Annotated in this window: 29 protein-coding genes and 1 pseudogene; 4 read left to right on the top strand and 26 right to left on the bottom strand. The window is 37.9% G+C overall.

From position 1 onward, the window contains the following. Positions 1-167: 167 nt before the first annotated feature. Positions 168-1,421: a DNA (cytosine-5-)-methyltransferase gene (gene dcm / locus NE665_RS19735; protein WP_117442911.1), complete on the bottom strand. Its 1,254-nt coding sequence runs from the start codon at positions 1,419-1,421 to the stop codon at positions 168-170. 145 nt (positions 1,422-1,566) lie between these two features. Here dcm and NE665_RS19730 point away from each other — a divergent pair, with 145 nt between their 5' ends. The 3 genes from NE665_RS19730 to NE665_RS19720 are packed head-to-tail and all read left to right on the top strand — an operon-like array spanning position 1,567 to position 4,173. Further along, positions 1,567-3,051 (top strand): Sau3AI family type II restriction endonuclease, encoded by a 1,485-nt coding sequence (locus NE665_RS19730; protein ID WP_117442910.1) that lies wholly within the window; start codon positions 1,567-1,569, stop codon positions 3,049-3,051. Position 3,052: 1 nt separating this feature from the next. Continuing rightward, positions 3,053-3,490 (top strand): very short patch repair endonuclease, encoded by a 438-nt coding sequence (locus tag NE665_RS19725; protein ID WP_117442909.1) that lies wholly within the window; start codon positions 3,053-3,055, stop codon positions 3,488-3,490. 11 nt (positions 3,491-3,501) lie between these two features. Continuing rightward, positions 3,502-4,173, top strand: a complete 672-nt coding sequence (locus NE665_RS19720) for a hypothetical protein (protein WP_117442908.1) — start codon at positions 3,502-3,504, stop codon at positions 4,171-4,173. Between the two features lie 178 nt (positions 4,174-4,351). Here the strand turns inward: NE665_RS19720 and NE665_RS19715 are convergent, their stop codons facing one another. The 12 genes and pseudogenes from NE665_RS19715 to NE665_RS19660 form a co-directional block, all read right to left on the bottom strand. Continuing rightward, positions 4,352-5,542 carry a site-specific integrase gene (locus tag NE665_RS19715; protein WP_117442907.1) on the bottom strand — a complete coding sequence of 397 codons (1,191 nt, stop codon included), beginning with the start codon at positions 5,540-5,542 and terminating at the stop codon, positions 4,352-4,354. Positions 5,543-5,619: 77 nt separating this feature from the next. Then, positions 5,620-5,823: an excisionase gene (locus tag NE665_RS19710; protein WP_022582750.1), complete on the bottom strand. Its 204-nt coding sequence runs from the start codon at positions 5,821-5,823 to the stop codon at positions 5,620-5,622. 374 nt (positions 5,824-6,197) lie between these two features. Next, positions 6,198-6,452: a helix-turn-helix domain-containing protein gene (locus NE665_RS19705; protein ID WP_117442906.1), complete on the bottom strand. Its 255-nt coding sequence runs from the start codon at positions 6,450-6,452 to the stop codon at positions 6,198-6,200. A gap of 2 nt (positions 6,453-6,454) precedes the next feature. Beyond that, a complete protein-coding gene (locus NE665_RS19700) occupies positions 6,455-6,874 on the bottom strand; it encodes a sigma factor-like helix-turn-helix DNA-binding protein (RefSeq protein ID WP_006354941.1) in 420 nt (139 codons plus the stop codon). Between the two features lie 266 nt (positions 6,875-7,140). Then, positions 7,141-7,371, bottom strand: coding sequence for a hypothetical protein (locus NE665_RS19695; protein WP_006354942.1), 231 nt, complete (start codon positions 7,369-7,371; stop codon positions 7,141-7,143). Positions 7,372-7,507: 136 nt separating this feature from the next. After that, positions 7,508-7,942 (bottom strand): DUF3788 domain-containing protein, encoded by a 435-nt coding sequence (locus tag NE665_RS19690; protein WP_117442905.1) that lies wholly within the window; start codon positions 7,940-7,942, stop codon positions 7,508-7,510. 78 nt (positions 7,943-8,020) lie between these two features. Then, positions 8,021-8,932 carry a helix-turn-helix domain-containing protein gene (locus tag NE665_RS19685; RefSeq protein WP_117442904.1) on the bottom strand — a complete coding sequence of 304 codons (912 nt, stop codon included), beginning with the start codon at positions 8,930-8,932 and terminating at the stop codon, positions 8,021-8,023. Between the two features lie 266 nt (positions 8,933-9,198). Then, positions 9,199-9,750: a GNAT family protein gene (locus tag NE665_RS19680; RefSeq protein ID WP_256302607.1), complete on the bottom strand. Its 552-nt coding sequence runs from the start codon at positions 9,748-9,750 to the stop codon at positions 9,199-9,201. A 13-nt stretch (positions 9,751-9,763) separates the two neighbouring features. Continuing rightward, positions 9,764-10,240 (bottom strand): SAM-dependent methyltransferase, encoded by a 477-nt coding sequence (locus NE665_RS19675; RefSeq protein WP_074077839.1) that lies wholly within the window; start codon positions 10,238-10,240, stop codon positions 9,764-9,766. An 80-nt stretch (positions 10,241-10,320) separates the two neighbouring features. Beyond that, positions 10,321-11,136, bottom strand: a complete 816-nt coding sequence (locus NE665_RS19670; RefSeq protein WP_117442902.1) for a MerR family transcriptional regulator — start codon at positions 11,134-11,136, stop codon at positions 10,321-10,323. A gap of 102 nt (positions 11,137-11,238) precedes the next feature. Next, positions 11,239-11,958 (bottom strand): annotated as a pseudogene (locus tag NE665_RS19665) (conjugal transfer protein); the annotation flags it as partial. A gap of 149 nt (positions 11,959-12,107) precedes the next feature. Continuing rightward, positions 12,108-12,632, bottom strand: a complete 525-nt coding sequence (locus tag NE665_RS19660) for a DUF4865 family protein (protein ID WP_117442901.1) — start codon at positions 12,630-12,632, stop codon at positions 12,108-12,110. Between the two features lie 122 nt (positions 12,633-12,754). On the opposite strand from NE665_RS19660, the gene NE665_RS19655 reads away from it, so the two are divergent. Continuing rightward, entirely contained in the window at positions 12,755-13,606 is an 852-nt protein-coding gene (locus NE665_RS19655) for a LysR family transcriptional regulator (RefSeq protein WP_181968909.1), read from the top strand. 40 nt (positions 13,607-13,646) lie between these two features. On the opposite strand, the gene NE665_RS19650 is transcribed toward NE665_RS19655, so the two are convergent. From NE665_RS19650 to NE665_RS19590, 13 genes are all read right to left on the bottom strand, one after another. Further along, complete coding sequence (locus NE665_RS19650; RefSeq protein WP_117442899.1) at positions 13,647-14,549, bottom strand: conjugal transfer protein; 903 nt, start codon at positions 14,547-14,549, stop codon at positions 13,647-13,649. A gap of 19 nt (positions 14,550-14,568) precedes the next feature. Continuing rightward, positions 14,569-15,573, bottom strand: coding sequence for a C40 family peptidase (locus tag NE665_RS19645; RefSeq protein WP_117442898.1), 1,005 nt, complete (start codon positions 15,571-15,573; stop codon positions 14,569-14,571). Next, entirely contained in the window at positions 15,570-17,768 is a 2,199-nt protein-coding gene (locus NE665_RS19640) for a YtxH domain-containing protein (protein ID WP_117442897.1), read from the bottom strand. The genes NE665_RS19645 and NE665_RS19640 overlap by 4 nt, the downstream gene beginning before the upstream one ends. Further along, the gene (locus NE665_RS19635; RefSeq protein ID WP_117442896.1) at positions 17,768-20,218 is read right to left on the bottom strand and encodes an ATP-binding protein; all 2,451 of its coding nucleotides are present in this window, start codon (positions 20,216-20,218) and stop codon (positions 17,768-17,770) included. Before NE665_RS19635 ends, NE665_RS19640 begins: the two co-directional genes overlap by 1 nt. Continuing rightward, the gene (locus NE665_RS19630) at positions 20,205-20,594 is read right to left on the bottom strand and encodes a conjugal transfer protein (RefSeq protein ID WP_117442895.1); all 390 of its coding nucleotides are present in this window, start codon (positions 20,592-20,594) and stop codon (positions 20,205-20,207) included. The genes NE665_RS19635 and NE665_RS19630 overlap by 14 nt, the downstream gene beginning before the upstream one ends. A gap of 169 nt (positions 20,595-20,763) precedes the next feature. Further along, positions 20,764-21,267 carry an antirestriction protein ArdA gene (locus NE665_RS19625; protein ID WP_117442893.1) on the bottom strand — a complete coding sequence of 168 codons (504 nt, stop codon included), beginning with the start codon at positions 21,265-21,267 and terminating at the stop codon, positions 20,764-20,766. A 17-nt stretch (positions 21,268-21,284) separates the two neighbouring features. Next, positions 21,285-21,788, bottom strand: coding sequence for an antirestriction protein ArdA (locus NE665_RS19620; protein ID WP_117442892.1), 504 nt, complete (start codon positions 21,786-21,788; stop codon positions 21,285-21,287). Next, positions 21,707-22,003 (bottom strand): conjugal transfer protein, encoded by a 297-nt coding sequence (locus tag NE665_RS19615; protein WP_156340231.1) that lies wholly within the window; start codon positions 22,001-22,003, stop codon positions 21,707-21,709. The genes NE665_RS19620 and NE665_RS19615 overlap by 82 nt, the downstream gene beginning before the upstream one ends. A 106-nt stretch (positions 22,004-22,109) precedes the next feature. Continuing rightward, on the bottom strand, positions 22,110-22,487 hold the full coding sequence (locus tag NE665_RS19610) for a GNAT family N-acetyltransferase (RefSeq protein WP_003437701.1): 378 nt from the start codon (positions 22,485-22,487) through the stop codon (positions 22,110-22,112). Positions 22,488-22,567: 80 nt separating this feature from the next. Next, on the bottom strand, positions 22,568-22,789 hold the full coding sequence (locus tag NE665_RS19605; protein ID WP_006354966.1) for a hypothetical protein: 222 nt from the start codon (positions 22,787-22,789) through the stop codon (positions 22,568-22,570). Next, a complete protein-coding gene (locus tag NE665_RS19600; RefSeq protein WP_006354967.1) occupies positions 22,790-22,924 on the bottom strand; it encodes a DUF3789 domain-containing protein in 135 nt (44 codons plus the stop codon). It abuts the gene before it with no gap. 6 nt (positions 22,925-22,930) lie between these two features. Beyond that, positions 22,931-24,130, bottom strand: coding sequence for a MobT family relaxase (gene mobT, locus NE665_RS19595; protein ID WP_181968910.1), 1,200 nt, complete (start codon positions 24,128-24,130; stop codon positions 22,931-22,933). Positions 24,131-24,331: 201 nt separating this feature from the next. Then, on the bottom strand, positions 24,332-25,726 hold the full coding sequence (locus tag NE665_RS19590) for an FtsK/SpoIIIE domain-containing protein (RefSeq protein ID WP_117442889.1): 1,395 nt from the start codon (positions 25,724-25,726) through the stop codon (positions 24,332-24,334). Positions 25,727-25,850 lie beyond the last annotated feature (124 nt).

The following is a 25,850-nucleotide window of genomic DNA, read 5'->3' as shown; positions in this document are numbered from 1 at the left end:
TTCTCGGCATATAAAAACAGATGACTCTAAGGATTTCTAGTCCCTTTATCATCTGTTTTCTTTTTTACCCACTCATTAGTTTAAAGCGCTATTTTACAAAACCACTCTCTAGTTTACATTACCCTTAATTTTACGTACCTTTTGAGTATAAAGAAACGATGTATACATTACTCATTTTCAATAATTTCAGATAATCTATTCTCCAATGAGTTAATAATCCTTGTCACTAATGCATTCCCCATCATAAAATACCTTCTTCTTTCAGGCATCCCTGTATTCGTCCAGTCATCTGGAAAATGTTGAAGCCTTTCAGCTTCTATTGGCGTCAATAATCTTAAACTACCTGTTTCTTCATCTTCGATTACATGTGTACTTCTATTACTACTACCTTCACTAGTCAACATCGTTCTACCTGGTAAACTTAACTTATCTGGAAAGGCCATATTACCTTCTGAATATAAATAAGGTTCTCCATTTGGCTTTTTTCTTTTTATTTTTTTCGCACCTTTCATTGATTTAAATTTCTCCATTTGATTATCAGTAAGAAAATAGTTATTTAGCCCTTCCCTATGTTCTCTTATTTCTAGCAATGGTATAGGTGGGATACCTAATGGAGTACTTCTAATCGTGGTGACTTTTCCATTGATCATCACCCCGGTATTTTCAAAAGCCCCTTTAAAAAGTTCTGTCATTTCGACAGTATCTCGATATTCAGTTAAATCAATTTCCTTGCTTAAATGTTTAAAATCTTTAAATTCTTCAATAGGTAACGATTGTGCAAAAAGTCCAGTATGTAATAAATATTTTCTTGCATCTCTTTGTCTTATCCCTTTGCAATAATGTAGATTTTTTCTCCAAGCAAAAATAAAAACTCTTCTTCGCCTTTGAGCACAACCATAATCTGCTGCATTTACTACTCTCCATTCAACATCATATCCTAAATCATGGAAGGTCCTTAGCATAATACCAAAGTCTCTACCACGTTGGCGAGCAGGAGATTTCAATAATCTATCAACATTTTCCAATAAAACAAATGGTGTATTTTTTATTCGCAATATTTCGGCAATCTGCCAAAACAATACTCCCTTTTTCCCTTCAATTCCTTTTTCCCCTGAAATAGATCTAGCAACTGAATAATCTTGACAAGGAAATCCTCCTACCAATAATGTATGATTAGGGATATCTTGTTTGTTCACACTACTAATATCTTCATTTGAATGGTTTTCATATCCAAATCTCGTACAATAGCATTCATAAGCATGTTGAATCTTTGTAGATGGCTCCCACTGATTTGCCCATACAAAATCCCAATTTCTATTTTCAATCGCTCTTCCTGTTTCTTCATTAAATCCATGAATGTCATTTAAGCCAACTCTGAATCCACCTACACCCGCAAATAATTCAATCACTGTTTTTTCCATATATGGCCTCCAAATCTATTGATTTCCTATACCTTATCTAGCTAAAAAGACCAAGCACTGGTATAATGGATTTATACCGTAATATTATACATGAATTCTATATTTTAAGCAAGATCAAAAATTCATTTTTATAGGAGGAAATCTTATGTTATTTGATTATGATGATGAGAATGAAAAAAGTATTTATGAATATGCAAAAAACTTAGAAAGCAAAACCTTTCAGGATATAATCGATGAGTATAATGAATCACCTATAAAAAGCTATAATAGTTTGCATAATCCATTATCACTAACGATAGCTGAAGATGATGGTGGTTATTTAAGAAATGAAAATGCAAAAGGTGAATTAGGAAATTTACTTGAAAAATATTATTTTGGATATATGCCCAATAGTAAACAAGAAGCTGATTTTCCTAAAGTCGGAATCGAACTCAAACAAACGTGTGTGAACCTAAAAAAGAATGGTGAATATTCAGCTGGTGAAAGACTGTCAATCACTAATATATCTTATGAAGAGCCTGTCCAACCAGATTTTTACAAAAGTCATGTATGGAAAAAAATAAAACGCATCTTATTAGTTCATTATTTAAGAGAGAAAACCAAAGAGCGTTTAGATTACCAGATACTTTTTGTCAATCTTTTCACTCCTCCTGCTGAAGATTTAGAGATAATAATTAATGATTACAATAAAATCAATGCTAAACTCATATCGGGTTTAGCTCATGAAATAAGCGAATCTGATACACTATATTTAGGAGCTTGTACAAAAGGATCCACAGCTTTAAAAAGCTGGCAACCACAATATTATGGTGATAATAGGCCTGCAAAAAAAAGAAATTATTGTTTAAAACGAAGCTATATGGATTACATATTACATGCTTACATATTAAGAAAAAAAGTACCCTATGAATCAATTATAAAGAATACTACAGATTTAAGTCAAACAACATTTGAAGAATATATAACAGAAAAAATAAATCGTAATATTGGTATAACTGATAAAGAACTTTGTGTACAATTTAACCAAGCATATAACATTAAAAATAAATCTTTATGGAGTAATCTAGCTTTCCGAATGTTGGGTATCAAAAGCAATCGTGCTGAGGAATTTGCAAAAGCTAATATCATTGTCAAATCTATAAGGCTAGATGAGGATGGAAAAATGTCAGAGCATATCTCTATCCCTTCCTTCAAATTTAAAGAATTTGTTAAAGAAGATTGGGAATCATCCTTTGTTTTTGAATACTTTAGTGAAACGAAATTTCTATTTGTCATTTATAAAAAAGACGGAGAAACATATAAGTTATTAGGATCTCAATTATGGAATATGCCCTACATCGACCTGAACAACACAGTCCAGGAAGGCTGGAGGAAAATACAAGACTGTATAAAAAATGGGGTGAAATTTGAAATAACAGAAAATTCTATCAAAAATAACATACCAAAAATAAATGATAATCCCATTATACACATTAGACCTCACACCGGTAAAGCTGCATATAGATTGCATAATGGATATACAAAAGGAAATATAAAATACGCAGATGAACTGCCAAATGGAGAATGGATGACAAAACATAGTTTCTGGATCAATAAAGCCTATATCTTATCTCAACTCAAATATAAATAAAATGAAACACAAAAAATTAATTACCACACCTGAAATATCTAAACGAATGTCTAAAGTCAAACTGAAGAGAAATAAAGTTGAGATGAAACTAGCAAAAGCTTTATGGCATCGCGGCTATCGTTATCGTTTGAATTACAAGCAGTTACCAGGTTCTCCTGATATAGCTTTAACGAAGTATAATATAGCGATTTTTGTTGACGGTGAGTTTTGGCATGGAAAGGATTTTGAAATAAAAAAATCAAAGTTAAAAAATAATAAAGACTATTGGATAATGAAAATAGAGGAAAATTTACATAGAGATGCTAAAAATGATAAACTATTAAATGAGATGGGATGGATTTCTATTCATTTTTGGAGCAAAGATATAGAAAGAAATCTTTCTTATTGCCTGAATGTAATTGAAGATTTTATTGATTATCAGATGGTTGGACGTCTTTAGTGAGGTATATTATGTATAATAAAATAGCTAGAAAGTATATTGAAGAGATAATAAATATCAAAGCAAATGGTAATGAAGATACAAGAATTTTCCCCTTTGATGATAATCTATTTATGCTTTGGAAAAAGGATTATACAGGCCTAATGTCTCGTATAAAAAAAAGAGCTGTGGCAAAAGCAGCACAAGGATATTATGATTTTAAAATTGGTTACCTGAATGACTATGGCATATTTGGCACTAATAAATTAACACATATTAATTTATTTAGGGCACTAAAAACTAATAATATATCATTCTCTGATTGCTATGAAATATGGAAAGGGACGGACCCAAAAGAACTAACATCAGATGTACATGCATTATTCTTATTGAGGATTTTGTTTCTTTTCTTCCTTGAACAAGAAATAAATTGGGGGAATTTTATTTGGCAACGCTCTTCTAATTTCAGTTCTTCGAAGAATATTAAAACCTCTCCTCGTACAATGCTATTAGGCTTTTTACTACAATATTATTTGGCAGACAAAGAAACAATAAAACAGTTAAAGAGCTATGAAATAAAAAATACAGGAAGTTATTCATTTGGTAAAGGATGGTCAGAATATCCATATAAAAGATATTTCACACTATTTAACAATTGCTCAAATATGAAAATCACCTTTGATGAAGATTTAAAAAATTTGTGAATTAAAAACTTACTAAATTTCTGATTATCTTTTCATAAGTTGGTAAATGCCGATATATCCCATATTTTCGGGCTTTATTGGCATTTTCCTTTTGGAAGATACCTCGCATAAGATGGCATTTACCAGCATGAAAATGCAACCAAAAGTAGTAAATAAGTAGTAAGATACATTTTCGATATTAAGAAGCCAGCCTTTCTAATTCAGCCTTTGCAGACTGGAAAGTACCGTGAGCATAATACCCTAATGTCATGGTTATGTTTGCGTGCCCCATGATGTATTGCAGGGTGTTAGGGTTCATTCCCTTATTTGCCATGTTCGTACAGTAAGTATGTCTGAATGAATGGGGTGTGATGTTTGGCAACTTGTCCTTATGCGTCTTGTTGTACTTCTTAATCAGCCCACGCACCATACTTTCATAATTTCCTGCGACCTTTGGCAATCCCTCACGGTTCAAGAACAAGAAGTTGCTGTAACCGTCAACAACAAGCGGTTGTGCTTTTCCTCGGTTCTTTAAAATTCGTTCAAGTGCCTGATATGCTCTTTCTGTCAATGGAAGCTCACGCTTCCCGTTTTTTGTCTTAGGTGTGGAAATATAGTAACCCACCTCTGTATCACGCAATAGCTGGTGGTCTATGTTAATCACACGGTTAAGCATATCAATGTGTGTTGTCAGTCCGCATAATTCAGAGATACGAAGTCCCGTTTCCAGCAGAAGAATAACTTCATCACGATACTTGCTGTAGACATTATCTGTTTCCATAAAGGCAAGGAGTTTTTCTTCCTGCTCTGGTGTTAGGATAACCTTTGCTTCCGTATCATCTTCCAGAACATCACTCAACTTGAAATTGAAAGGATTTTTTCTGATACAGTCGTCTTGTATCGCCATATAGAATGAAGCCTTTAAGGAACGCTTATAGTTATCTATCGTTTTGTAGGAATAACCTTTGTCATCCATTCTGATAGCCCATTCTTTAGCGTCGGACTGCTTGACCGTATCAATCGCCCTCATACCCAATGGGTCATTTTCCAGTGCGTTCATAAGATACTGTCGTCCTATTTTTGTGTTTCTCTTGATGTTCTTTCTTTGATTGTTCTTCTTTTCGTAAAGCTGGCAGACTGTCATTTTACCACCCACTGTGTCGATACCGTCGTCAAGGTCTTTTTTTATCTGCTTTTCTTTTTCCCTCAACGATATATCATCACGTTTTCCAGCAGGTGTTTTGTCTGTGGGTACAAGTTTCCAAGCATATACAAACTGTGGCTTCCCGAATATATCGGTATATTTATAAACGTATCTTCCGTCTTTTCTCTGGCTCTCTCCAAGACGCAAATTGCGTCCTTTACTGTCTTGTCTTTTCATTTTTGACATAGTGTAAAGCTCCTTTCCGTCATGGAATGAGCCGTGATACGCTACTAATATTATACCATATCTACGGCTCTAAGACATCAGATTTCGTCCAGTGTATCAATAATTTTTTCAAACTGTTTTCGCTTTATCTGAATACGGTTTCCATTAACGATAACCCAACCAGAGTCCAGATTTTCCTCGGCAAGTTTACGCAACTTCTTTTCCCCGATACGAAAATATCGGGACGCTTCTTCTATACTAAGGGTGTATTTTTCCCAAATCGGCACATCAGTATTGTTCATGTTGCAACAACTCCTTTCTGTGTGTCTTATCATAAGCAGACAGACGGCTTTGGAAAGCTCCGTTAGTATCTCAACTATTCCCATTCTTGTGGGCAGAACCGCACCATGCGGACGTATCATTATTCTGTGATAGCAGGTCATGGCAAAACGACCATTCCACAAGTCGCTCTCGAATCAACTGCGTGGGTCGCTCGCTTTCTTGTCGGAAAGGTCATGGCGTACAGTCCCCGTGGCTCGCTGTATCACAAACGTATCTGTCTGCTTTATTCAGTTGTCTAAGAACAATCGGCGAAAGCCGTAGGCTTCCATGTATAAAAGCAGGAGCAGGGCAGGAAAGAAGGGAATTTAACCAATCACGCCCTGCTGGTATCTGCTTATTCTTCTTCGGTTTCTATATCTATATCAATCTCAAAGTCTAAAATCATTTTGGTTAAGGCTTCTCGAATACGTCCCTTTAATTCCATATCAACAACAATATAAACATTGCCGTATTCATCATATAAAGGACGTAAACAACACTTTGATATGTACGGGTCATAGAATGCCAGTAATTTCTCAATCGCAGTTTCATCCCCATCCATAGCTGATGAAATCAAATAATAAGACGGGTGCTTGTACTTTTTCTTCATTTCTATTTCTTCTCCTTTAGTATCTCTTTCATAGTTTCTAGTGCACGGTGTCTGTGTTTGAACACAGCCCCTCTGGTATAATTCATAATATCTGCAATCTCTGTATCACTCATTTCCAAGAAGTAATACATCAATACATTGTTACGTTTTTTTTCGGGTAGCTGTTTGAGAGCTTCTGCAAGTTCATCATCAAGGACTTTAATATCTATGCCACACACATTAAAAATTGTGTAGTTTGTTTCGTAGTCGTCCCATGTTGCCAGACTTTCTACCGTAATGTCTGGTAATTCGCTAAAAGATATTTCCTTGTTTTTTCTTCGTTTTAATTCTTTACGGTAGTTCCAGATAATACCTTTGACAACTTTTTTCAGCTTACATTCAAACTGACACTGAATTGTTTTTTGGAAGTCAGACGGTTTCATAATCTCACCTCCTTTCCAGCTATGAATTGAAAAGTGTTTATCCCTCTTTCCGCACCATATCTGTACAGCAAGGTGTGATTTGCTTCCAAAAAAATGAAAATAATTAAAAAAACTTTTCGGGTATTAAAAAAGCCCGCACAAAATATAGATTTTGTACGAGCTACTGGTATAGCGTATTTAATTGTAAATAGTATGCTGTTAAATTGGGCTTGAATATACTGAATTGTACATAAAGCGTTTCATACGGCAAGCCCCCTTTACAACATTTAAACCTTAACCTTTGTCTTTTTGGTAATCGTATAAATATATTCCTCTGGTGTTGGGCGCTTATTTCCAAAGTATCGTTTAAAATTTGCCTGCACGTCTGGGTCTGTACTTTCCATAGTTTTGTCTATGGTATCTTGTAGCATAGCCCTAAATTCAGATACTGAAACACCTTGAGCTTTAGCACCAACTTTCATAATATAATTCATATCTCGTCTTTTAAGTCCTATCATTAGAACCAACTCCCTAAAATAAGTTGATCTTCTTTTTCAAAAATTAAATCTATCTTTCGTATACAGCCTTTTGCGTCAATTTCTGTGGGTACAAACCCTGCGTAGTGATACCCCGTTTATGTGAAAAATATTTTTATTACGGTTTTACACATTTTATGGCATAACGAATTTCAATAAGCCTTAATACATCTTGATATACATTATTTTTAGATTTTAAGTCTATCATAAGCCACCTTTGTCCATTTCCCTCTCTAGTGTTACGATAAATCTCCTGTACATATTCTGAAAGCCTAGGTAACAAGTTTTCAACATCTTCTTTCTCTTTATTACCTACAACCACCAATACAGTAAAGTAGTTCTTCTTCGGATAGACAACACACAATGATTTCCCAGATTTTTTAAACTTTACGTTCCAACCTCGTGCCCAGACATCTTTACTGTATTCGATTTTGCAAACTGCTTTATATTCATTGTTCATATGCTGATACAACTCATCAAATGCAGAGTTTTCAATATAACCGCTTATTTCACTAATACTAGGTACATAATTTATATCTTTTATGTCTATCACAACGGTCTATGCCCTCCTTTATAGACTTTTTATTTCATTTTCATTCGTGTCGGATAATTCCTATTTAGCATTTACTGTTTATACAGGAATTACCCATATTTCCATATAATTAATCTCTGCATTTCCTTTGTAATATTTTTCTGCCATGAATGGCTTTGTAACCAATTTATGATTTGGAAGCCATGTTTCAAACAGATACTTATTTGCTTGATTTAAAGCAGTAGTAACAAGTTCTTCAAAAGATTCTGCCTCAATTCTGCATACAATATACTCACCTGCTGGTAATGTATGTTGTACCATATTTTTAGGACATACATCTGTTGATGAAACCATACCTCCTGCAAAGTAAAGGAATGTTCCTTTATCTGGACTTGCTAAGTGAGATACACCAAGTTCAATATCATTGTTAAAAATGGCATTTTCGGTTTGCAGTTTCTTTGCATGGAATTCGCGCCATAGCTGACCTGGAACATCAATTCCTGTACTTTCTCCAGCAGGAATTTGTTCAGCAATATTTACTGTTTTTTCAAAACCAAAATATATTTCCTTTGTTCTTAATGTTTTTCTTTGAATTTCCAAAACAATATTCCCTATAATCAATGGAACATTCTCATCAATCATAACATAATGAGAAGAAAGTTCTGGCTTGTCAAATGTATTTAACATAGGAACACTCTTTCTGTATTCATCGGGAGTAATATGATAAACTTCTTTAAATGCTCTGGTGAAATTAGAGTGGTCAGAAAATCCATATTTTAAAGCTATATCTAATATCCTTTCCTCTGAATTATTCAATTCTGTTATCACCATTGCTAAACGGCGAAGTTTGATATACTCTTGAACTGATTTCTTAACTAACTTTTTAAACAAGCGTTGGTAATAAAATGTAGAAAGACAGGCAATTTCCGCCAGTTTCTCTGTTTCGATTTTCTCACTTAAATGTTGTTCAATATAGTTTAATGACATTTCAATATTTTCATATGCGTACATATCAGTACCTCCTTGTATAATTTATAATCAAAGTATACATGAAAATTTTTTGTATAGCTTGTCGCACAATGCCATTATCTTATAAGAAATCAAAAGATATAAAAAAACAATTTTGTCTATATGGCAACTTTTATTTCTTTGGTACTTTTTAATGAGCCATATCTAATAAATTCATCAAATATCTTTTAATGCTTTTCGTATCATAGACCTTTGAAACTGTATTGTTCATTGCTTCGTCAATCGTCGCTTCAATATTAGCCATAACATCAGCTAGTGCTATAATCAGATTTCAAAATCCCATATAGATAATAGTCGCAATAGGTATTTACCATTTTCCCCTCACGAATATGTCCTTCCCTTTGAAAACCTACTTTCTCTAATGTTTTATAAGAAGCATGATTTAATATATACACATCTGTCCATATTTTTTGTAATTCTGTTTTTGAAAAACAAAATTCAATTACGCTTTTCAACACTTCACTCATTAGTCCATTACCTTGATATTGCTTAGAAAGTCTGAAAGCCACTTTTGCCATTCGATTATTTTCAATAAGATATATCCATATCTCACCAATAACTTTGCTATCTTGTTTATGGACAATACCCCAATGAAAACTTTTAGTAGATTTTTTTGACTTATCAAAGAGTAATTCTGGATTTTTTTCGCTTTTTGAGGGACGCTTGCCCCAATACTCGTATAAAGAAATATCACTAATCCATTCTTTCAAATCATCAATATCGCTTTTATTCATTGTTCTTAAAATAAGATGTTCTGTTTCAATTACTGGTTTTTCAAAAATGTAATCCTGCAAACTCATGGTTCATCACTCCTTAAAAATTAAATTCGTTTTCCCATGCAAAAGAAGCAGATTCTTCTAAGCTGTGAGGCCAATGACTACACCAATCTGGAACTTGCGGATTTTCCACTCTATCCAAACTCGGCGTGTATGGTTTAATATCCAAGATAGGCGTTTTATCATTAGCGTCAATATAAGCAATTTGTATCAGCCCACTCATATAATCAATATTGATAATTTCTACTGCTGATAAAGCAATCGGATTTGGGCGTACCGGCGACCTTGTTGCAAAAATCCCCATTTTCTCTGGAGCTTTTTTATAAGGTTGGTCTGTTTCCAATACGCTTCTAAAATCCGCATTGTCAAAATCGCTGAACCACCATAAAACATTGATATGACTGAATCCGTCTAATTCCTTTAATGCTAGAATATATGGTGCTTCTAGTTGAATGAAAGCACCTTTTTCATTGTTGTAGATAGTACCTATTGAATTTACTTTATAAGTTGTCATTATATTTTCCTCCGTTTTCTTCTTGATAAATAAACGATAAACCTTAACACCATGTTAAAGTCAAGGCAGATTATCATTTTTTACAAGAGATTTTCTAAAGGAATTTGGATTTCTGTTAGATAGTTCTCTGGATTTTTCTCGTTCCACGGTCCACGATGAACTATTTGACGGCTTGAACCTTTCATCTTATATTGACTGTTTTCTTGAAGCCATTTTGCAAATGAACGATAAGCATAAGAAATATTAGAAAAATCTCCATATACCATAGTACAAGCCATCATAGAAACTGGTTCGGTAAATCGAAACTTAAAATCACCTGTAGCTTTTCCTATTTTATTTACAATGGCACATAATTCTACATCAACATCTTTTTCTTTATATTCTTCATTGTGATATATTGAGAATGTTTCATCAGAAATATTTATTTTATTTTCTTTAGCAAAAGCAGAGAGTTCTTTCCAGAGTTCGCCCTCATAATAATAATTTGGTATTTCTTTTCTTAAAGATAAAACGCAATAACTCGGTATCTCTTTTATGGTTATGTTAAAATACAATTCACTTTTGCCATGTAACACTTCTTTTTTAGCAATCTCAATTTTCTTTAGTTTTTCTTGTTCTTTTTGTATATTATCCATAATTTCAACAGACTTTTTATCAAGCTGTTCTATAATGGCATTATTACTGCAATTGAGGGCTAATGCAATTTCAGCGACATTGAAGCCACTATCACGTAAATATATAATTCTATTTAAAGTTGAGATTTGTTCTGCTGAATACATACGATATCCAGTTAATGAATCAACTTTAGCAGGTTTTAACAAACCCATTTCATCATAATAACGCAACATACGAGTAGAAACTTGTGTCAATTTTGAAAACTCACCAATTTTGAACATTTTATCCCTCCATTCATGTACCTAATTATAATTATTGTTAATTTATACTTCAATATAAAAAGGGCTTGCACACCATAATTATGATACAAGCCCTTTTCCATGTTATCCTACAATCTTCCAGTTACTATCCTTATATAGTATAAGCTCATATTGTGATACTTGTGTTGCCTTTGTCTGATTATCAAGGAATTTTACAAACACCTTGACTTTCACATTGTCCCCGTCCTTAGTAAAGATAGGGTTTACCAATTCAGAATAAAGGTAGTCCCTGCCGATAGGTTCAAGCACATTGCCAGCTACATAGTAGGCAAGTTCTTTTTCTGTCGCTGTTGGGTACAGCTTAAAGAATGTTTCCAAAAAGGCGGTAGCGTCATTGACAGTATCTGCGTCCACGCTTGCGTCTGCTTCTGATGTCTTTGGTTCAAAGTCTGATTTTTCGATTGCTGGTGCAAGAGTAAGGTTCTGAACGATTACCATATCCCCGTCAGCGTCCACATGGACTTTTACGGTATAGGTTGCCTTGACCGCTGTTGTCTGTTCTCTCTCTTTTATCTGCTGATCTACTTCGTAGGTAGCAGATAAAGTGTCCGTTCCCGACTGCTCGATATTCCACACAATCACATCTGTAACCGCAGAGCTGGTCGGTATATCCGTTCTGATAGTATCTACATTCAAGTCCTACAACTCCTTTGTCAGATAACCGCTGATTGCCTGCGTCCTTGCTTCAATAGCTTCGTTGCTGTTGCTCCATGTGTAATAGGACTTCTCAAAGTTCTTCACGAAATTTTCAATCCCGTTGGTATCGTTTAATCGTAACTGTATAGTTTGTCAGCCTTGTGTATTCATGCCTTTTAGAAGTAATGTTTAAATTTAATCCCAACCTATCACATAGCTTTTTAGTAGATATAGCCCCATAGCCAGTTGCATTTGTTTTTTTGCATATTTAAGTATTCAATATTTCAAAACATATTTTATTGTGACAAATGCAAAATTGAATAAATTTTTCCAATATTTTTTTTAATAGGTCTATCTTTATAGAAATAGTATTCTACATATTTCCATTTGTCTGGATTGTATATTAACACTTTACTTGTACAGTCATCTTTCTCCAATGAAAAATTTATAGCTTTCATTTGTTTCATTGGCGTAATTTCATGTTCAATTTCAAGAGCAAACTTTGACAGATTAAAGTCTTTTCCCAAACAACATGTTATTGGAATACCTATATTTATTTTTTGCCAACCGAATGAACTTAAAATATTATCATAGTAACCATCAAAAATGAATTTGTTCATGCCATCATTATTCTGCCATACATATAGTGGAGAATACTCATTACAACTCTTTGAAGAATCTCTTTTTTCAGATATGAGATATGCTTTAAATATTAAATCTTGAAAGCCATCCGTTCTATGTCCATTATCAGCTACTCGCTGTCTAATCACGTTCATGTCGTAGTTATCTGGTAGTGAAATCTTATATTGCATAGCAATCATTATTTTTTCCTCCTATCTATCCTGCTTCAAATTTCAATTTAATTATACATATTAGTTCGTTATGTGTATAATAGTTGTAAATGATGATAGATATCATTTTAAATAATACTGGAGGTGCTATTATGGAAAGTCTGGAACTTAGAATATTTAGGGAAGTTGCTTATACAAAATCAATATCGAAAACTGCGGAAAATATGGGGTATGTTCAATCTAATATAACTGCACATATCAAAAAACTGGAAGGTGAATTAAACACGACACTATTCATTCGCCATAGCAAAGGCGTAACCCTCACAAAAGATGGAGAAAAATTACTGTATCAAGCAGAAAAGATAATCTCTTTACTCGATAAGACCTTACAATCTTTTCAGAACAATCCTAAAACTTTAAAAATTGGCACAACGCAGACAATAGCTGGTTATTTATTGCCCAAATGTATCATTGAATATCAAAAACAGTTTCCAAATGTGTCATTGTCAGTTTCCACACTAAATCAAGACGACTTAGACCAGAGCCTATCTAATGGACTATTAGATTGTATAATCACTAACAGTACCCACAATATTACACAAGGTAAGCAGGTTTTGGAATTTCAAGAAAATTTAATGCTGGCAACTCCATGCTCCTGCAATTCCATAAATGATATCTTTGCATATCCAATTATCATAAATAATATCAAGTCCTGCCCCTACAGAGAAGCCCTTTTGGATTGGTGGAACTTACATCAATCGAAATCACCAATGATAATTGAATTAGATACTGTAGAAGCAATTCTTAATACCGTTGCTATGGGCGGTGGAATATCATTATTACCAAAATATATTTTAGCAGATAAACAAAATATCAATAGCTTCTATATTGAAGATTTGCAATATACATCAATTCATATGTGGATTGCTATGAATAAGCTTCCATCAGAATATTTTGCTTTAAAGGACATTCTAAAAAAACAATTTAAAATAGATAACAACTAAGGCAGATAACCACGGCATGGTATACCTGCCTTTTACTATGTTATCCTACAATCTTCCAGTTATTATCTTTATGTAGCACTAGCTCAAACTGCGATACCTGCGTTGCCTTTGTCTGATTATCAAGGAATTTCACAGCAACCTTGACTTTCACATTATCCCCGTCCTTTGTAAATACTGGGTTTACCAATTCTGAATAAAGGTAGTCCCTGCCGATAGGTTCAAGCATATTCCCCGTTACATAGTAGGCAAGTTCCTTTTCTGTGGTTGTCGGGTACAGCTTAAAAAATGTTTCCAGAAAAGCGGTAGCGTCATTCACAGTATCAGCGTCTACGCTTGCGTCTGCTTCTGGTGTCTTAGGCTCGTAGTCTGATTTTTCGATTGCTGGTGCAAGGGTAGGGTTATGAACGATTACCATATCCCCGTCAGCGTCCACATGGACTTTTACCGTATAGGTTGCCTTGACTGTTGTTGTCTGTTCTCCCTCTTTTATCTGCTGATCTACTTCGTAGGTAGCAGAAAAAGTGTCCGTTCCCGACTGTTCGATATTCCACACAATCACATCTGTAACTGTGGAACTGGTCGGTATATCCGTTCTAATGGTATCAACATTCAAGTCCTGCAATTCCTTTGTCAGATAACCGCTGATTGCCTGCGTCCTTGCTTCAATCGCTTCTTTGCTGTTATTCCATGTGTAATAGGACTTCGCAAAGTTCTTCACGAAATTTTCAATACCGTTGGTATCGGTAAGTCTTAATTGTATGGTTTCTGTTTCATGTACGGTGTGCATATCAATAGCGGTAAAATTCTTATACACCCCAAAGCTCACGCTTGCGATAAGCACCACCCACAACGCAATCACGGTTTTCTTATGTGTGCCTACCTTGACAGTACGCACCTTTTTTTCTTTGATATTTTCTGTCTGTTTCTTATTTTTCTTAAACATAGTTTCTAAGTCCTTTCTATTATTTTACTCGTCCTGCACCGATTAAGTGCTGTAGCCAGTAACTACTATTCAAGTCTGCATATCCTATCGGGTCGCCAGCATGATACATTTTGTTATTTCCCACATAGATACCAACGTGCGTTACATACGAACCAGCGTTATAGGTGGAATGGAAAAATACCAAGTCGCCAGCCTTTGCCTGCGATAAGGGGATATGCTGTGTTGCGTCATACTGCAAGTCGGCGGTTCTCGGTAAGGAAATATCAGCTTTCCCAAAGCACCATTGCACAAGTCCGCTACAATCAAAAGAAGTGCTGGGATTGCTACCGCCATACACATATTTCCACCCTTGATATTTTAAGGCTTCATTCATGACCTTTTGTGCCAGTTCGCCCGATACCTGCGGAACAGTTAAATACTGATTGACTAATTCCACATAAAATTGATTGCCGTAGCTGTACCGCCAGCCCCCGTTTTTCGCAACAGCTATCGGGTTGGTATAGGTTACTTTCTTTCCGCCCGATTTTTCACGGGCGAAACTCTCTGCAAGATTGTATGTATGTTTCTTTCCTTTTTCCGCCACATATCCCACATAACCACCGCCATAGTTATAGGACTGTATCGCTACATTCAAATCGTCGATACCTTGATTTTTGCAGGAAGAAAGCAGGGACGCAAAATACTTACACCCCTGCTTGATTGAGCTTTCCGTATCTAAAGAGTTGGGCGGTAAACCAAGACTTTCTGAACTCTGCATAACATCTTCTGCCGTACCGCCACTTTCTACTTGAATGATAGCCAGCAACACATTCACATACTCGGAAATACCGTATTCTTTGGCGTACTTTTCCACCATAGGCTGATGTTTCAAGACTTCTGCGGATAAATTCATACCCGCAATGCCCGAAGAATAATTCATGTTATCATCATCGCTGTCTGCACTAATCAGCACCCCAAAGAACAGCACCACAGAAAAGAGGATAGGAAACAGACTGCCGATAATAGCGATATGTTTCAGTTTCATTTTTTCTTCTGTCCTTTTTTCGTTACAAGGTTACGGTTTTTCTCTGTGGTCTGCTGGTTCTTCTGGACGGTCTGGGTCTGCTGAACCTTTGTCCTGCGGTCTTTGGTGTCATTCTGGCGTGTTTCCTGTGATACCACTTTTTCTACATTTTGCCTATGTACTAGCTGTGCAGACTGGGTCGCTTTTCTATCAGAAGTACCAGAAAATAGCGGACGTTCTTTCACAGCCTTTGTCTTGACTGGCTCGCTTGCTTTAGAAGTCGGAGCTGTGGCAGGACGTTTGATTTCCTGCATTTTTTCACCACTCGGCTTTGAAATGGTTGAAGCTGTGGCTGGTCGCTCATGGGGACGGGTAGCTCCCTTTGTCGCTGATCCGTCAGCCTTTCGCTGTGCCTGCCTTGCTTCTTGTGCCTTTTGAAGCTCCATACGCTTGTCAGCGATATTTCGTCTATGCTGTTCCTGCTTTTCCAATCGTCCCGTCTGTCTGGACTGCTGTTCCTGCACCATGCCACGTTTAAAATCGGACACGCTGGATTTTGCTTTTTCCTTTGCGGAATACACCGCATAAGCGGTCTGTGTCGGTATATCCTTGATATTCTCTTTGACAGCGTTTGCCTTATCCTTGACCTTATTTTTCGTATCTAAGACAGCACCTACCTTTGAACCTGCACGCTGTCCCACGCTGGAAGTGGTATTGCCCCGATTTTCCTTAGAAGCTGTATTTTTTCTTTCTGTCCTCTTGCCAGCAACAGAACTTCCAGCCACCGCACCAGCTATACCGCCAGCCGTAACCGCACCAGCAAGCCGTCTTTCCATACGCCTAGCCCTATGTGCCAAGTATAGATATGGTCTGCGGAATATCCTGCGTCCCATGCTTTGACTGTCGCCAGCGTTCAAGGAGAACATACTCATTAAATCGCCTAACTTCATGTAGATACCAGCGAAACATACTATCTGTAAGAACGCCACCATGAAAAACGGATAGTCTGTGGATATGTTATAAAACATACTGGAAATGCTGAACGCCACCGTTACAATGAGCGTTATTCCTGCCCGTGTCATTATGGTATTAAACACCCTCACGATTGCCTGCTTTGCCATGCTTTCATAGCTCGGTATCATGGAAAGTAAAAAGCTGATAGGTAAAAACATAGCGAAGATAATAAAAAGTATCTGGCTAAACAACATCATACCCGTAAGCAAGAATACAAATATCGTGATACCTAAGTTGAAGAACAAGAGGAAAAATACCATACCTAAACGGTTCACGACCTGCGGTATCGTCAGATTGTTGTTGTCGTTGTCCTCGATTTCTGTTTTCACGACTTCTTCTCTGGTTTTCCCGTCCTCGTCCTCTGGACTTGCCGATACGAGAGCTTCTACACGGTCTGCCCCGATTTCTTCTATATTGGAATTTCCGAATTGCAGGAGTAGCCACGGCTGTTGTACTTGAATAGAAAACAGGCTGTCCCGTATCAAATCCACGCTGTCCTTGCCCTCGCTGTCAGAGTTTGGGAGCATGATTTTTGTTCCCAAGTCCAAAGAAGCGGTACTGATGTCTGATGAAAATTCATTTATCTTCTTGATGTAGTCGGGAGCGTAGGCAATAAACGAAGCAGACAGCACGAACACAACAACAAAGTTGATAACGGCGTGAAGTGCCTTGCTGGTTTCCCGTTTGATAAGTCCCGTATAGGCAACATATAGTCCCACCACTAAGATAATGAGAAGCAGGAAACCAACATAGAAGCCCGTGGAAGAAAAACCGCTTGCGGTAACGCCTGCAAGGGTCTGTATGCTTTGTCCGATACTATCTGCCATATCGTTAATAAAATCAAGTTTATAGGCTTCCTGCACCACATAGCCCGTTGCGTTAGATAAGTAAAGACTTATCGTCCAGACAAAGTTGGTAATACAGTAAAGCCCATACTGCACCGATTTTCCGATACCGTCCAGCCAGTTCCACGGCAACCACGCCCAGCTATTATCTACATAAAAATCAAGCTGGTAGTTGGAAAGCGGATATATGGAGTAAAGATTTTCAGTGTTTATCGTATCGTCCACAAGCCCCGTCGCATGAGCCACCGTCCCCAGAAGTGAAAGCAGGATAAGGGAAAGTGCCGCGACGAACAGAGCCATTTTGAGAAAGTGGAGTATCTTCTTTTTTGTGAACGCACTTTTTATCCTTTCTTTCATCACTCCACCTCATTTCTCTGTACGGGCGGTCTGGTATCAAAGGCGTGTAAGAGTTCTTCAAAGACGGGGTGTATCTGCACTACGCCGACACGCCCATATAAGTCCTGCAATAAACATTGTCCGTTCTCTAAATCTCGCAAGCGTTTCTGGTTGTTTTCGTCCTCTTTGTCGATACCGAAAAATTCTAAGGTCTGCTTTATCTCGTTGATGTCGGTACTTCTAAATGCGAATTTTAAGCCGATATTGTTTTTCAGACTTTCTTTTGACACGTCGCCAGAAGATTGTGTAACAAAATAAACGCCTGCCTGCATAGCTCGTCCAGCACGAACCAGCTTATTTGATAAGGTTTCGCCTTGTGCCACATTTAAGAACGCCCATGCTTCGTCCAAATCTACAATCTTAAAAATACTTCTGTCCGAATGGATAAAATCAAGGGCAAAGGTACTAATCACAATCAGCATAGACACCGATAATAATTCAATGGTCGTGTATTCCTCAAAAGTGGTATCTTTATCTGGCAACACAAGGTCGGCTACTTGAATGATATTAAGCTGGTTATCCAGACTAATAGCATTTTCCACCGTTCCGTCCGAAAACAGCAGATGTGCAAAATCATAGTCCGTGAAACTGTCGATATGGTCTGCGATATTTCTTGATACTGGTGTATCTTCACGGCGTAGCTCGTCTATCACATGGAGCAAGCCCCGACTGTCGCTCTGAGTAACGGAACGTACCGCCTTACGAAGTACGGGGAATTTTTCGCCGTCCCTAGAGGAAATACCCGTAAGGAATGTCAAGATGTCGATTGCCAGACTTTCAGCGTCTTTCACATTCTTCATAATCACAAACGGGTCAAGAAGTCCTGCATTGTCCTTGTCGCTGGTAAGATTAACGATATTGATTTCATGGGCGATTTCTGGGAGCGTTTCTTTCCAGTTGCCACGCTCTGATTTTGGGTCTAAGATAACCGCTTGTCCCCCAAAAAGAACAGAGTAATACACAAGAAGATTGTTGCAGAACGACTTTCCACCGCCAAGCGAACCGACAAAAGCAGACGCTAACGCATTGGTAACAGTACCCTTAATTCCTTGACTGGCAAGAGAGGGCTGTAAATACACATTTCTTCCCGTATCAACGGAATAGCCGATATAGATACCCGACATTTCGCCTAACTGCTGTGTCGCACCAAAGCCAAGTCCAGCTAAAAAATCACTTTTGACATACTGCACATAGTCGTTGATATATCGCTTGCTGGCAGGGAGAAATTCAGAGTGAAGCCCCAGCATATCCCCAGCAGGACGTACCAATTTCACATTCAAATCGTCATAAAAATCTTTGACCTCATTACAACGGCGTTTCAGTTCGTCCAAATCATCAGCAGACACACGGATAACATAAGAGAGCTTATACATACTTTCTTTTGTCTGGTCTAAATCCGTTTCCAGCTCGTCCACGCTGTCTAAAGCGTCCACCACATTTGAACTGGTTTCACTTCCTGCCTGATAAGCGTGATTGTCTAAATCTTTCAATTCCTTTTTCTTGTTGCGGACAGTTGTTAATGCTTTTCGGTTCTCCACGATTTCTACATTCATGGAAGTATCAACGGGGAATGTGAATTGTTGTTGTTGGAAATAGAAGATTTCACTTGACGGAAAATCAAGCTCGCCCACAATCGCATTGACGGTAAAGTAGGACACATAGCTTTCCTTGTCCTCATGTTCCAATCGTAAATATCGCTGGCTTTCTTCAATCACACACCTTGTTGGACGGATAAGGTCGTAGTATTTTATCAGCGTTTCTTTCTTGTAGTTCTTCTTTGGTAGCTGGTGCTCATAATCTTCATAGGCGATACCGTCCCTGCCGTAAAGATGTTCCATGAGATACCCAAAATCATTGATTTCCAAGCGACGCACCTTGAAGCGACGGGAGATTTTATTTTCCAGCAACTTTTCCATTTTCATGTAACGGTTGATTTCATCATTTGGCATGGAAACAAAGTCATTCATCAGCGTGTGGTTCACTTCATGGAGAAATTCTTTGAATGTCAGCCACGCCGATTTTTTGATGTTTTTCAGATTGAACTGTTCTTCCGTTACCATGAGCTTAAAGCCAAGAAAAAAGCGGTAGTCCACTTGATTGTCCCCAATCATAGATACTAACGCTTCGGTCTGTTCGTCTATCTTCTTAACTGCCACCTCTCGAAGTTTTCCCGTAACCAATTTCTTTGACTGCTCCTGCATACTGCGGATTGAACTTTCCGTGGCAATCTGCAAGGCATGGATTTTACCCTCACGAGATTGTGCGATTAGCTGGCGAAAGCTGTCATGCACGATAAATTTCTGCTCTGCGGATAAGAAAGAATAGTTGTACGGTATCAGCTCATAATAAGCGAATACCTCATTGTCCTTGTTCCATACAAGATTGTTATCAATATATTTAATCGGGAACATAACTCACACTCCTTACTGCCGTGATTGTTTCGTTGAATATCTGCTTATCCAGTTTTACGGCTTTTCCTGCATAAGTGATTTTGGGTCGCAACGCATAGGTTATCTGTGATTTCAAAAAGCTGTACGGCTTCTTTCCGTCAAAGGTTTTCTGCGACATGAACCAAGTGAGAGCTACGGGTATACCGAAGTATTTTAGAAATGCTCCCTCAATCATGGAAAGTGGGGGCATATTCCCAAACAGAATGATGATAAATTCTGTAATTACAAACCATGTAATCTGTGTAAAGGTAACAGGAAAGGGTAAGTTAAAGTCATTGATTGCATACAAGACTTTTTCTACATTCCAGATACCCGTGTAGCTTCTAATCTTTTTCAAGTTCTTTCAACTCCTTTCTTTGTTCCTGCCGTGTCCCTCACGGCATAGTGGTATCCCCTTGTGGGATTTCGTAAGTTTCTAAATGGAAAAGGACAGCCATGTTTCAGACTGTCCCTTAAAGAGAAATTCACTGTCAGTAGCAACAATGCTTGTTGCTGATCTTCCAGCGTTAATATGGTATCTCGCATATACCACGGCTTGTCGCAATGAAGCAACCGCTCATATCCAAATCTCGCCCGTAGGCTTCATAGTCAATGTAGTTTTGCAAACTAGAGGGAATATCGCCAAGTGCCTGCAATTCGTCTATGTAGTAGTAGGCAACGTCCGTCATAGTATCACAGTCTGGATAAAAATAAATATCGTCCTTGTGTTCCACGACTTCTTCCAGCGTCCCGTAGTGGCTGATAAACTCGTCCAGACAATCTACGATATAGTCGGGAAGTTCCTCTATCATTTCATACATCTCATTGAGTTCATCAATAGAAATATATTCGCCAATCGCAATAGGGAAGTTGTCGGTATCATGGATAGCGTATTCTTCGTACTGTTCGTTCAAGCCGATTTTTTCTTTCACATCTTCCTCGTCAATAGGGAAAGAGAACCAAGCACCGACTAAATACCCCTCATTGTATTTACCAAGATTTGCAATATAAACCGCCATATCATCAATCATAAGCACCACCTCTTTTCTTACTCTGGCAGTTCAAAAATACCATGTTCTGTCACTAAAAATTTCCCGTGTTCCTGCAAGTGAGAAGCGTAGGCTTCAAAGTCAAAATAGTATGCTTGACAGTCCTCGGACAGATGTTTGAACGTCGGGTCATTCATCAGCTTTTGCCTTGCAACATCAATCATGCTTTTGCATTCGGGATAAACGGTAATCACGTTCCTGCAATTATAAAGTGCTTCTAAACTTTCAAACACGGTATGAAGCGTTATATATTCTTCCTGCATGTCAGCGGAAAGCTGGCGGTACATAAAATCTAATTCGTTGAGCTGATACACGCTTGTATGTTCGTGGACTTCATCAGCAAAGGGCAGTACCTTTTCGATAATGCGGTACTCTTGACTTTCTGCACCGACACCTAATTTTTCTTCAAACTCGGCAACATCTATCGGCAAGTCGAGCCAGTATGCTGTTGTTTCTTCGCCAGTTGTTCCGCCCGTTTCCACCAGCACCCTTGTTTCCTGCATTGTTCCTCACGTCCTTTCTGTTGTTTCATCACATCTTTTAAGGTTTGGTATGAGATACCAAACACATACTTTGAAAAATCTTCTAACTGTTTTCCTTCGTAGTCGGCAATGTTCAGTTGCTTCATTTCATGCCACACCTTACGCTTGTAAAAGGGCAGGTCTGAAATGTTTTCACAGCTAACCTTTTCCTGCATATCCTTAAAAATATCGTTCATTACATCACTCCAATCTAATTTTTAGGTAAGAAAAAAGCAGTCAATCCTAAGACTAACTGCTTTGTGTATATGGATATGAAATTGTCAAGCTGGAAGTTATCTCTTATTATCCCTTATTTATCATGTAAGATTGTAAGCTTTTTTGACAGCCGTTCTTTTCATAAAACTTCTCTGCTTCTGGTTGAGAACCGAAATATAACATTGTAGGTGTATTGTCTTTTGCAAGTTGAAGAAGTTTACTTCCAATACCCTGTTTTTGATATTGAGGAAGAACAAGTAGCTCTGTAATTGTTCCAAAATAGTAACCATCGGAAAGAATACGCAAACACCCTACTAACTTTTTATTGTCATAGGCTGTTATGTTTAGTGTTTTAGATAATGCTTGCCTTGTTTGTTCCATATCATAATCGCCCTGCCATACTTGATTGACAAAAGAAATAAACATTGATGCATCAAGGTTTTTATCATCTACTTTGTAGTCCATTATTGTTCCTCCAACTTCTAATTTGTTGCTTTCTTCATATCCATATCATACCATTTCTACACTCACACTACAATAAAATTTTATGCACCGATAATCTTGTTGAACAGCTCTAACAATACGTCTTTCACACCGCCAGCGTTGAATACCAAGCCAACGGCAACAAGAGCAACTACCAAGAAGCCGATAAGTTTTGAAAACTCACGCTTAAAACCTAAGTAGATACCGATAACCACAATCGCCATAAGCACTAAACTCTGTGCGTTGCTTAAAAACCAAGTGTATAAATTTTGTCCAAAATTCATTTAATGTTCCTCTCTTTCTTTGATTTCTTCCATACATCTGTCAGCTTCTTTGCCGACAGTTAAAATGCACATCAAGACTACGCCGATACCCATTCCCAGAGATACCAGCAGTAAGTCTTTCAATAATTCCCACATTTTTCATCACTCCTTTACTTTGGCAACCATTTCTTCAACCGTGGCTGTCTGTTGCTTGATTATCTGGTGGTGTCGCTCGGTCAGTTTTGCCTGCTTCTCAATCGTTTCCAGATACTCCGTCTGATTGTCCTTGTCTATCTGTTTCAACATCTTCAAGGTCGGTGCAACCTGCCTTTGTAGCCAGTTAAGTGTACGTTCTAACGTGTACGGCTCTGGTTTTGTTGTCAGCTTTATAGGTGGTCGCCCCTCGCCAATGAACCAAGCCCAGCGTACATTTGTTTTCCAGTCGCTTTTTCGCTTGTCTGGTTCTTTATCAGCAAAGCGGATATACTGGTTGATAATAGAAAATGCTGTCTGTTCTGCGTCATAATGTGTCAGCAGTTCCACAACAGCATAATAGGCACGTTCATTTTTCAAACGTATCTCAAATCTATTTTTTATGGGGACTTCTTCAATCGGTATGCCAAGTTTTGCGTACTGTTCGTAATTCTTTTCATAACAGCAGAAGTATACTTCACTTGAAAATGAACCGATATACAACGTGTGTCCCATACCGTATTTATCCGTTTCGTTATGCTTTACCAGTTCCCCAGAACCATAGCTTTTGAAAGAACGGAATTTAGAAATACATTCCTCATTCTCGCATTTTCGTATCAGCTCTGGAATATCAAGTAAACCCGTTCGGTCATTGATTGCCAAATCAAGACGTTTCATCACACCGCCCTCAACCAATGCGTCCGTGAAGAAGTCATACCAACTTCGCTCTTGTGCCAGCAGATAACTTTCAAACTGACGACAGCCTTTGCCTTTGAGTTCTAGCAGGACACCTTTTTCCTCGTCCTGCGATACATACACAAACACATCTCCGATATGATAATGCTCGGTGTATTTATAATGTCCGTAATCTTCGTGAAGCATATAGTCGATATTGAGCTTTAATATATCCTTGATGATATGCTTTATATCCATTGTGGGAAAACGGATACGCACATAATCAAACAGCAGGAACATGGGATTGTCGGGATTGAATTTTTCCACCGCTTCTAAAAGCGTATGTTTCATGTCCTCAGTCAGCGTTACCTTTCCTGCTTCGATACGGCTCAAATGTTCACGGCTGATATTTGCCATGATTGCAAGCCTTGTCTGCGATACGCTGTATGCACAGCGTTTCTCTTTCAAGGCGGTTAAAAAATCAGTTTCATTCAGTTGTCATACCCCCAATCGTGATAATTTTGTGATATTGTGATAATTTCAAGGTTTTATCACAAAAGGCGAAATGTACGAAAAACCCTTATTCCATGCGGTCTTGCAAAGGTTTTTGTGGAAGTTTCCGCCGTAATTGTGCCCCTCTGTTAGATAATGAGGGGCTTGTTTCTGCTGGCGTGGCTGACGCCACACCAGCAACGGCTAGTCCGTGCCGTCGCCTTTCGCTTCGCACGTCGCCGTCCCGTCCTGCCTTGCATATGCAAGAGAACCTATGGTCTGCAAAAAATCATATCCTTTCGGGACTAAAGGCGTGTAAAATTCACTTATGACGCTTGTTCCCACATCACAATAGCCACGCCCTTTGATACGCTTCTGGAAAAACTGTTTTTTCACATCAGAACCAAACAGCATACCGTAACCTAATTCGCTGATACGTCCCAACCCTACACGGAAATTGAAGTTATCTCTGATACCGTCCGAGAAATATTTTGCGTCTGGTCGCTGGCAGGCAACGATAAGGAAATACCCTGCTTGTCGCCCCAGCATGACGATTTTCTTTAACTGGCTAAGTAAACTCACGCTTTCCTTTGTCCCCAGCATTTCAAAAAACGCCACATATTCATCAAAGATTAAAAAGCAGGGCGGTAAGCCAAGATAGGCGTAGTTTTCGCCCGTTTTATAGTTCGGGTGTTGCTTCATTTCTTCGCTTCGTTGTACCATGCCCTCATAAAAGGCATTGACGCAATCAATCATTTCTTCTTTAGTGTGATACACATTTCCCATGACTGTCCCCAAGTCCGCAAGGTCAGCGTTCTTCGGGTCTAAAACGTAAAGAATAGCGTCTGTATGCAGTAGGGCTTCAATGAGCGTCAGCAAAAAGTACGTTTTACCGCCACCAGTCCCACCAGCAATTAAGGCGTGAGGTAGTGCGTCATATTCCCACACAAGATTTTTCATCAGCCTAAGACAACCATTTTCTGCCCGTACCTCATCAATGGTAATGCGGTTCGCTATCATGTCATAAAGCAGGGTGTATTCGATATAGCCGTCATGTAAGGTCTTGTCAGTCAGTTCGCAATACAAGCCACTTTCCAACTTATCCTCTAACCGTAAAAGCTGGTCTTGATATTTTCCCAACGTGATTTCACAGCGGATATGGAGCAGTCCCTTTTCCATTTGATAATAAATCTTCGGAAACCAGACGATTTTTTCCCTTGATCTGCTTTGCAGGTCAGTGAAAAAACCGCTGTCTTGTACGGTATCTGCTTCATACCATTTGTTTTCCAGTATCATTCTTGCCAGCTTTTGACGGTGCAGGAGCTTCTTGAAACTGTCATAGCAGAAGCGGTAATACAGAAAAGCGACCAATGCACAAACACCAGTCGCTATCAGTATGGTTATGAAGTTGTAAGGGGAAAGCGTCAAGCCGTTTTCTAACAAGCTGAAATGCTCCCAGTCGGTACGCATGAGCTGTTTGATATTCAATAGCAGGAGAACCGCCACGAATACAAACAGAAGCGTACCTATGGAGAAATGATAGACAAGGTGCTTGTCGCTGGCTCTGATACGGTGTCCTTTATTAAAAATCATTCTCATAAATCAATCACTCCTGGTATATTTAAGTTACTCATATAATGAGTAATAAATTTAATATACCAGTTCTCCTTTCCACCTGAATTATTTGGTATCACTTCAGGTTGTGATAAAATGTGTAATTGTG

This window comes from Clostridium sp. DFI.1.208, assembly GCF_024463855.1.
In the GTDB taxonomy this organism is placed as follows: domain Bacteria; phylum Bacillota_I; class Bacilli_A; order Erysipelotrichales; family Erysipelotrichaceae; genus Clostridium_AQ.
Note: the sequence above shows the minus strand (reverse complement) of the source record. Positions and strands in the feature narration are given on the sequence as shown.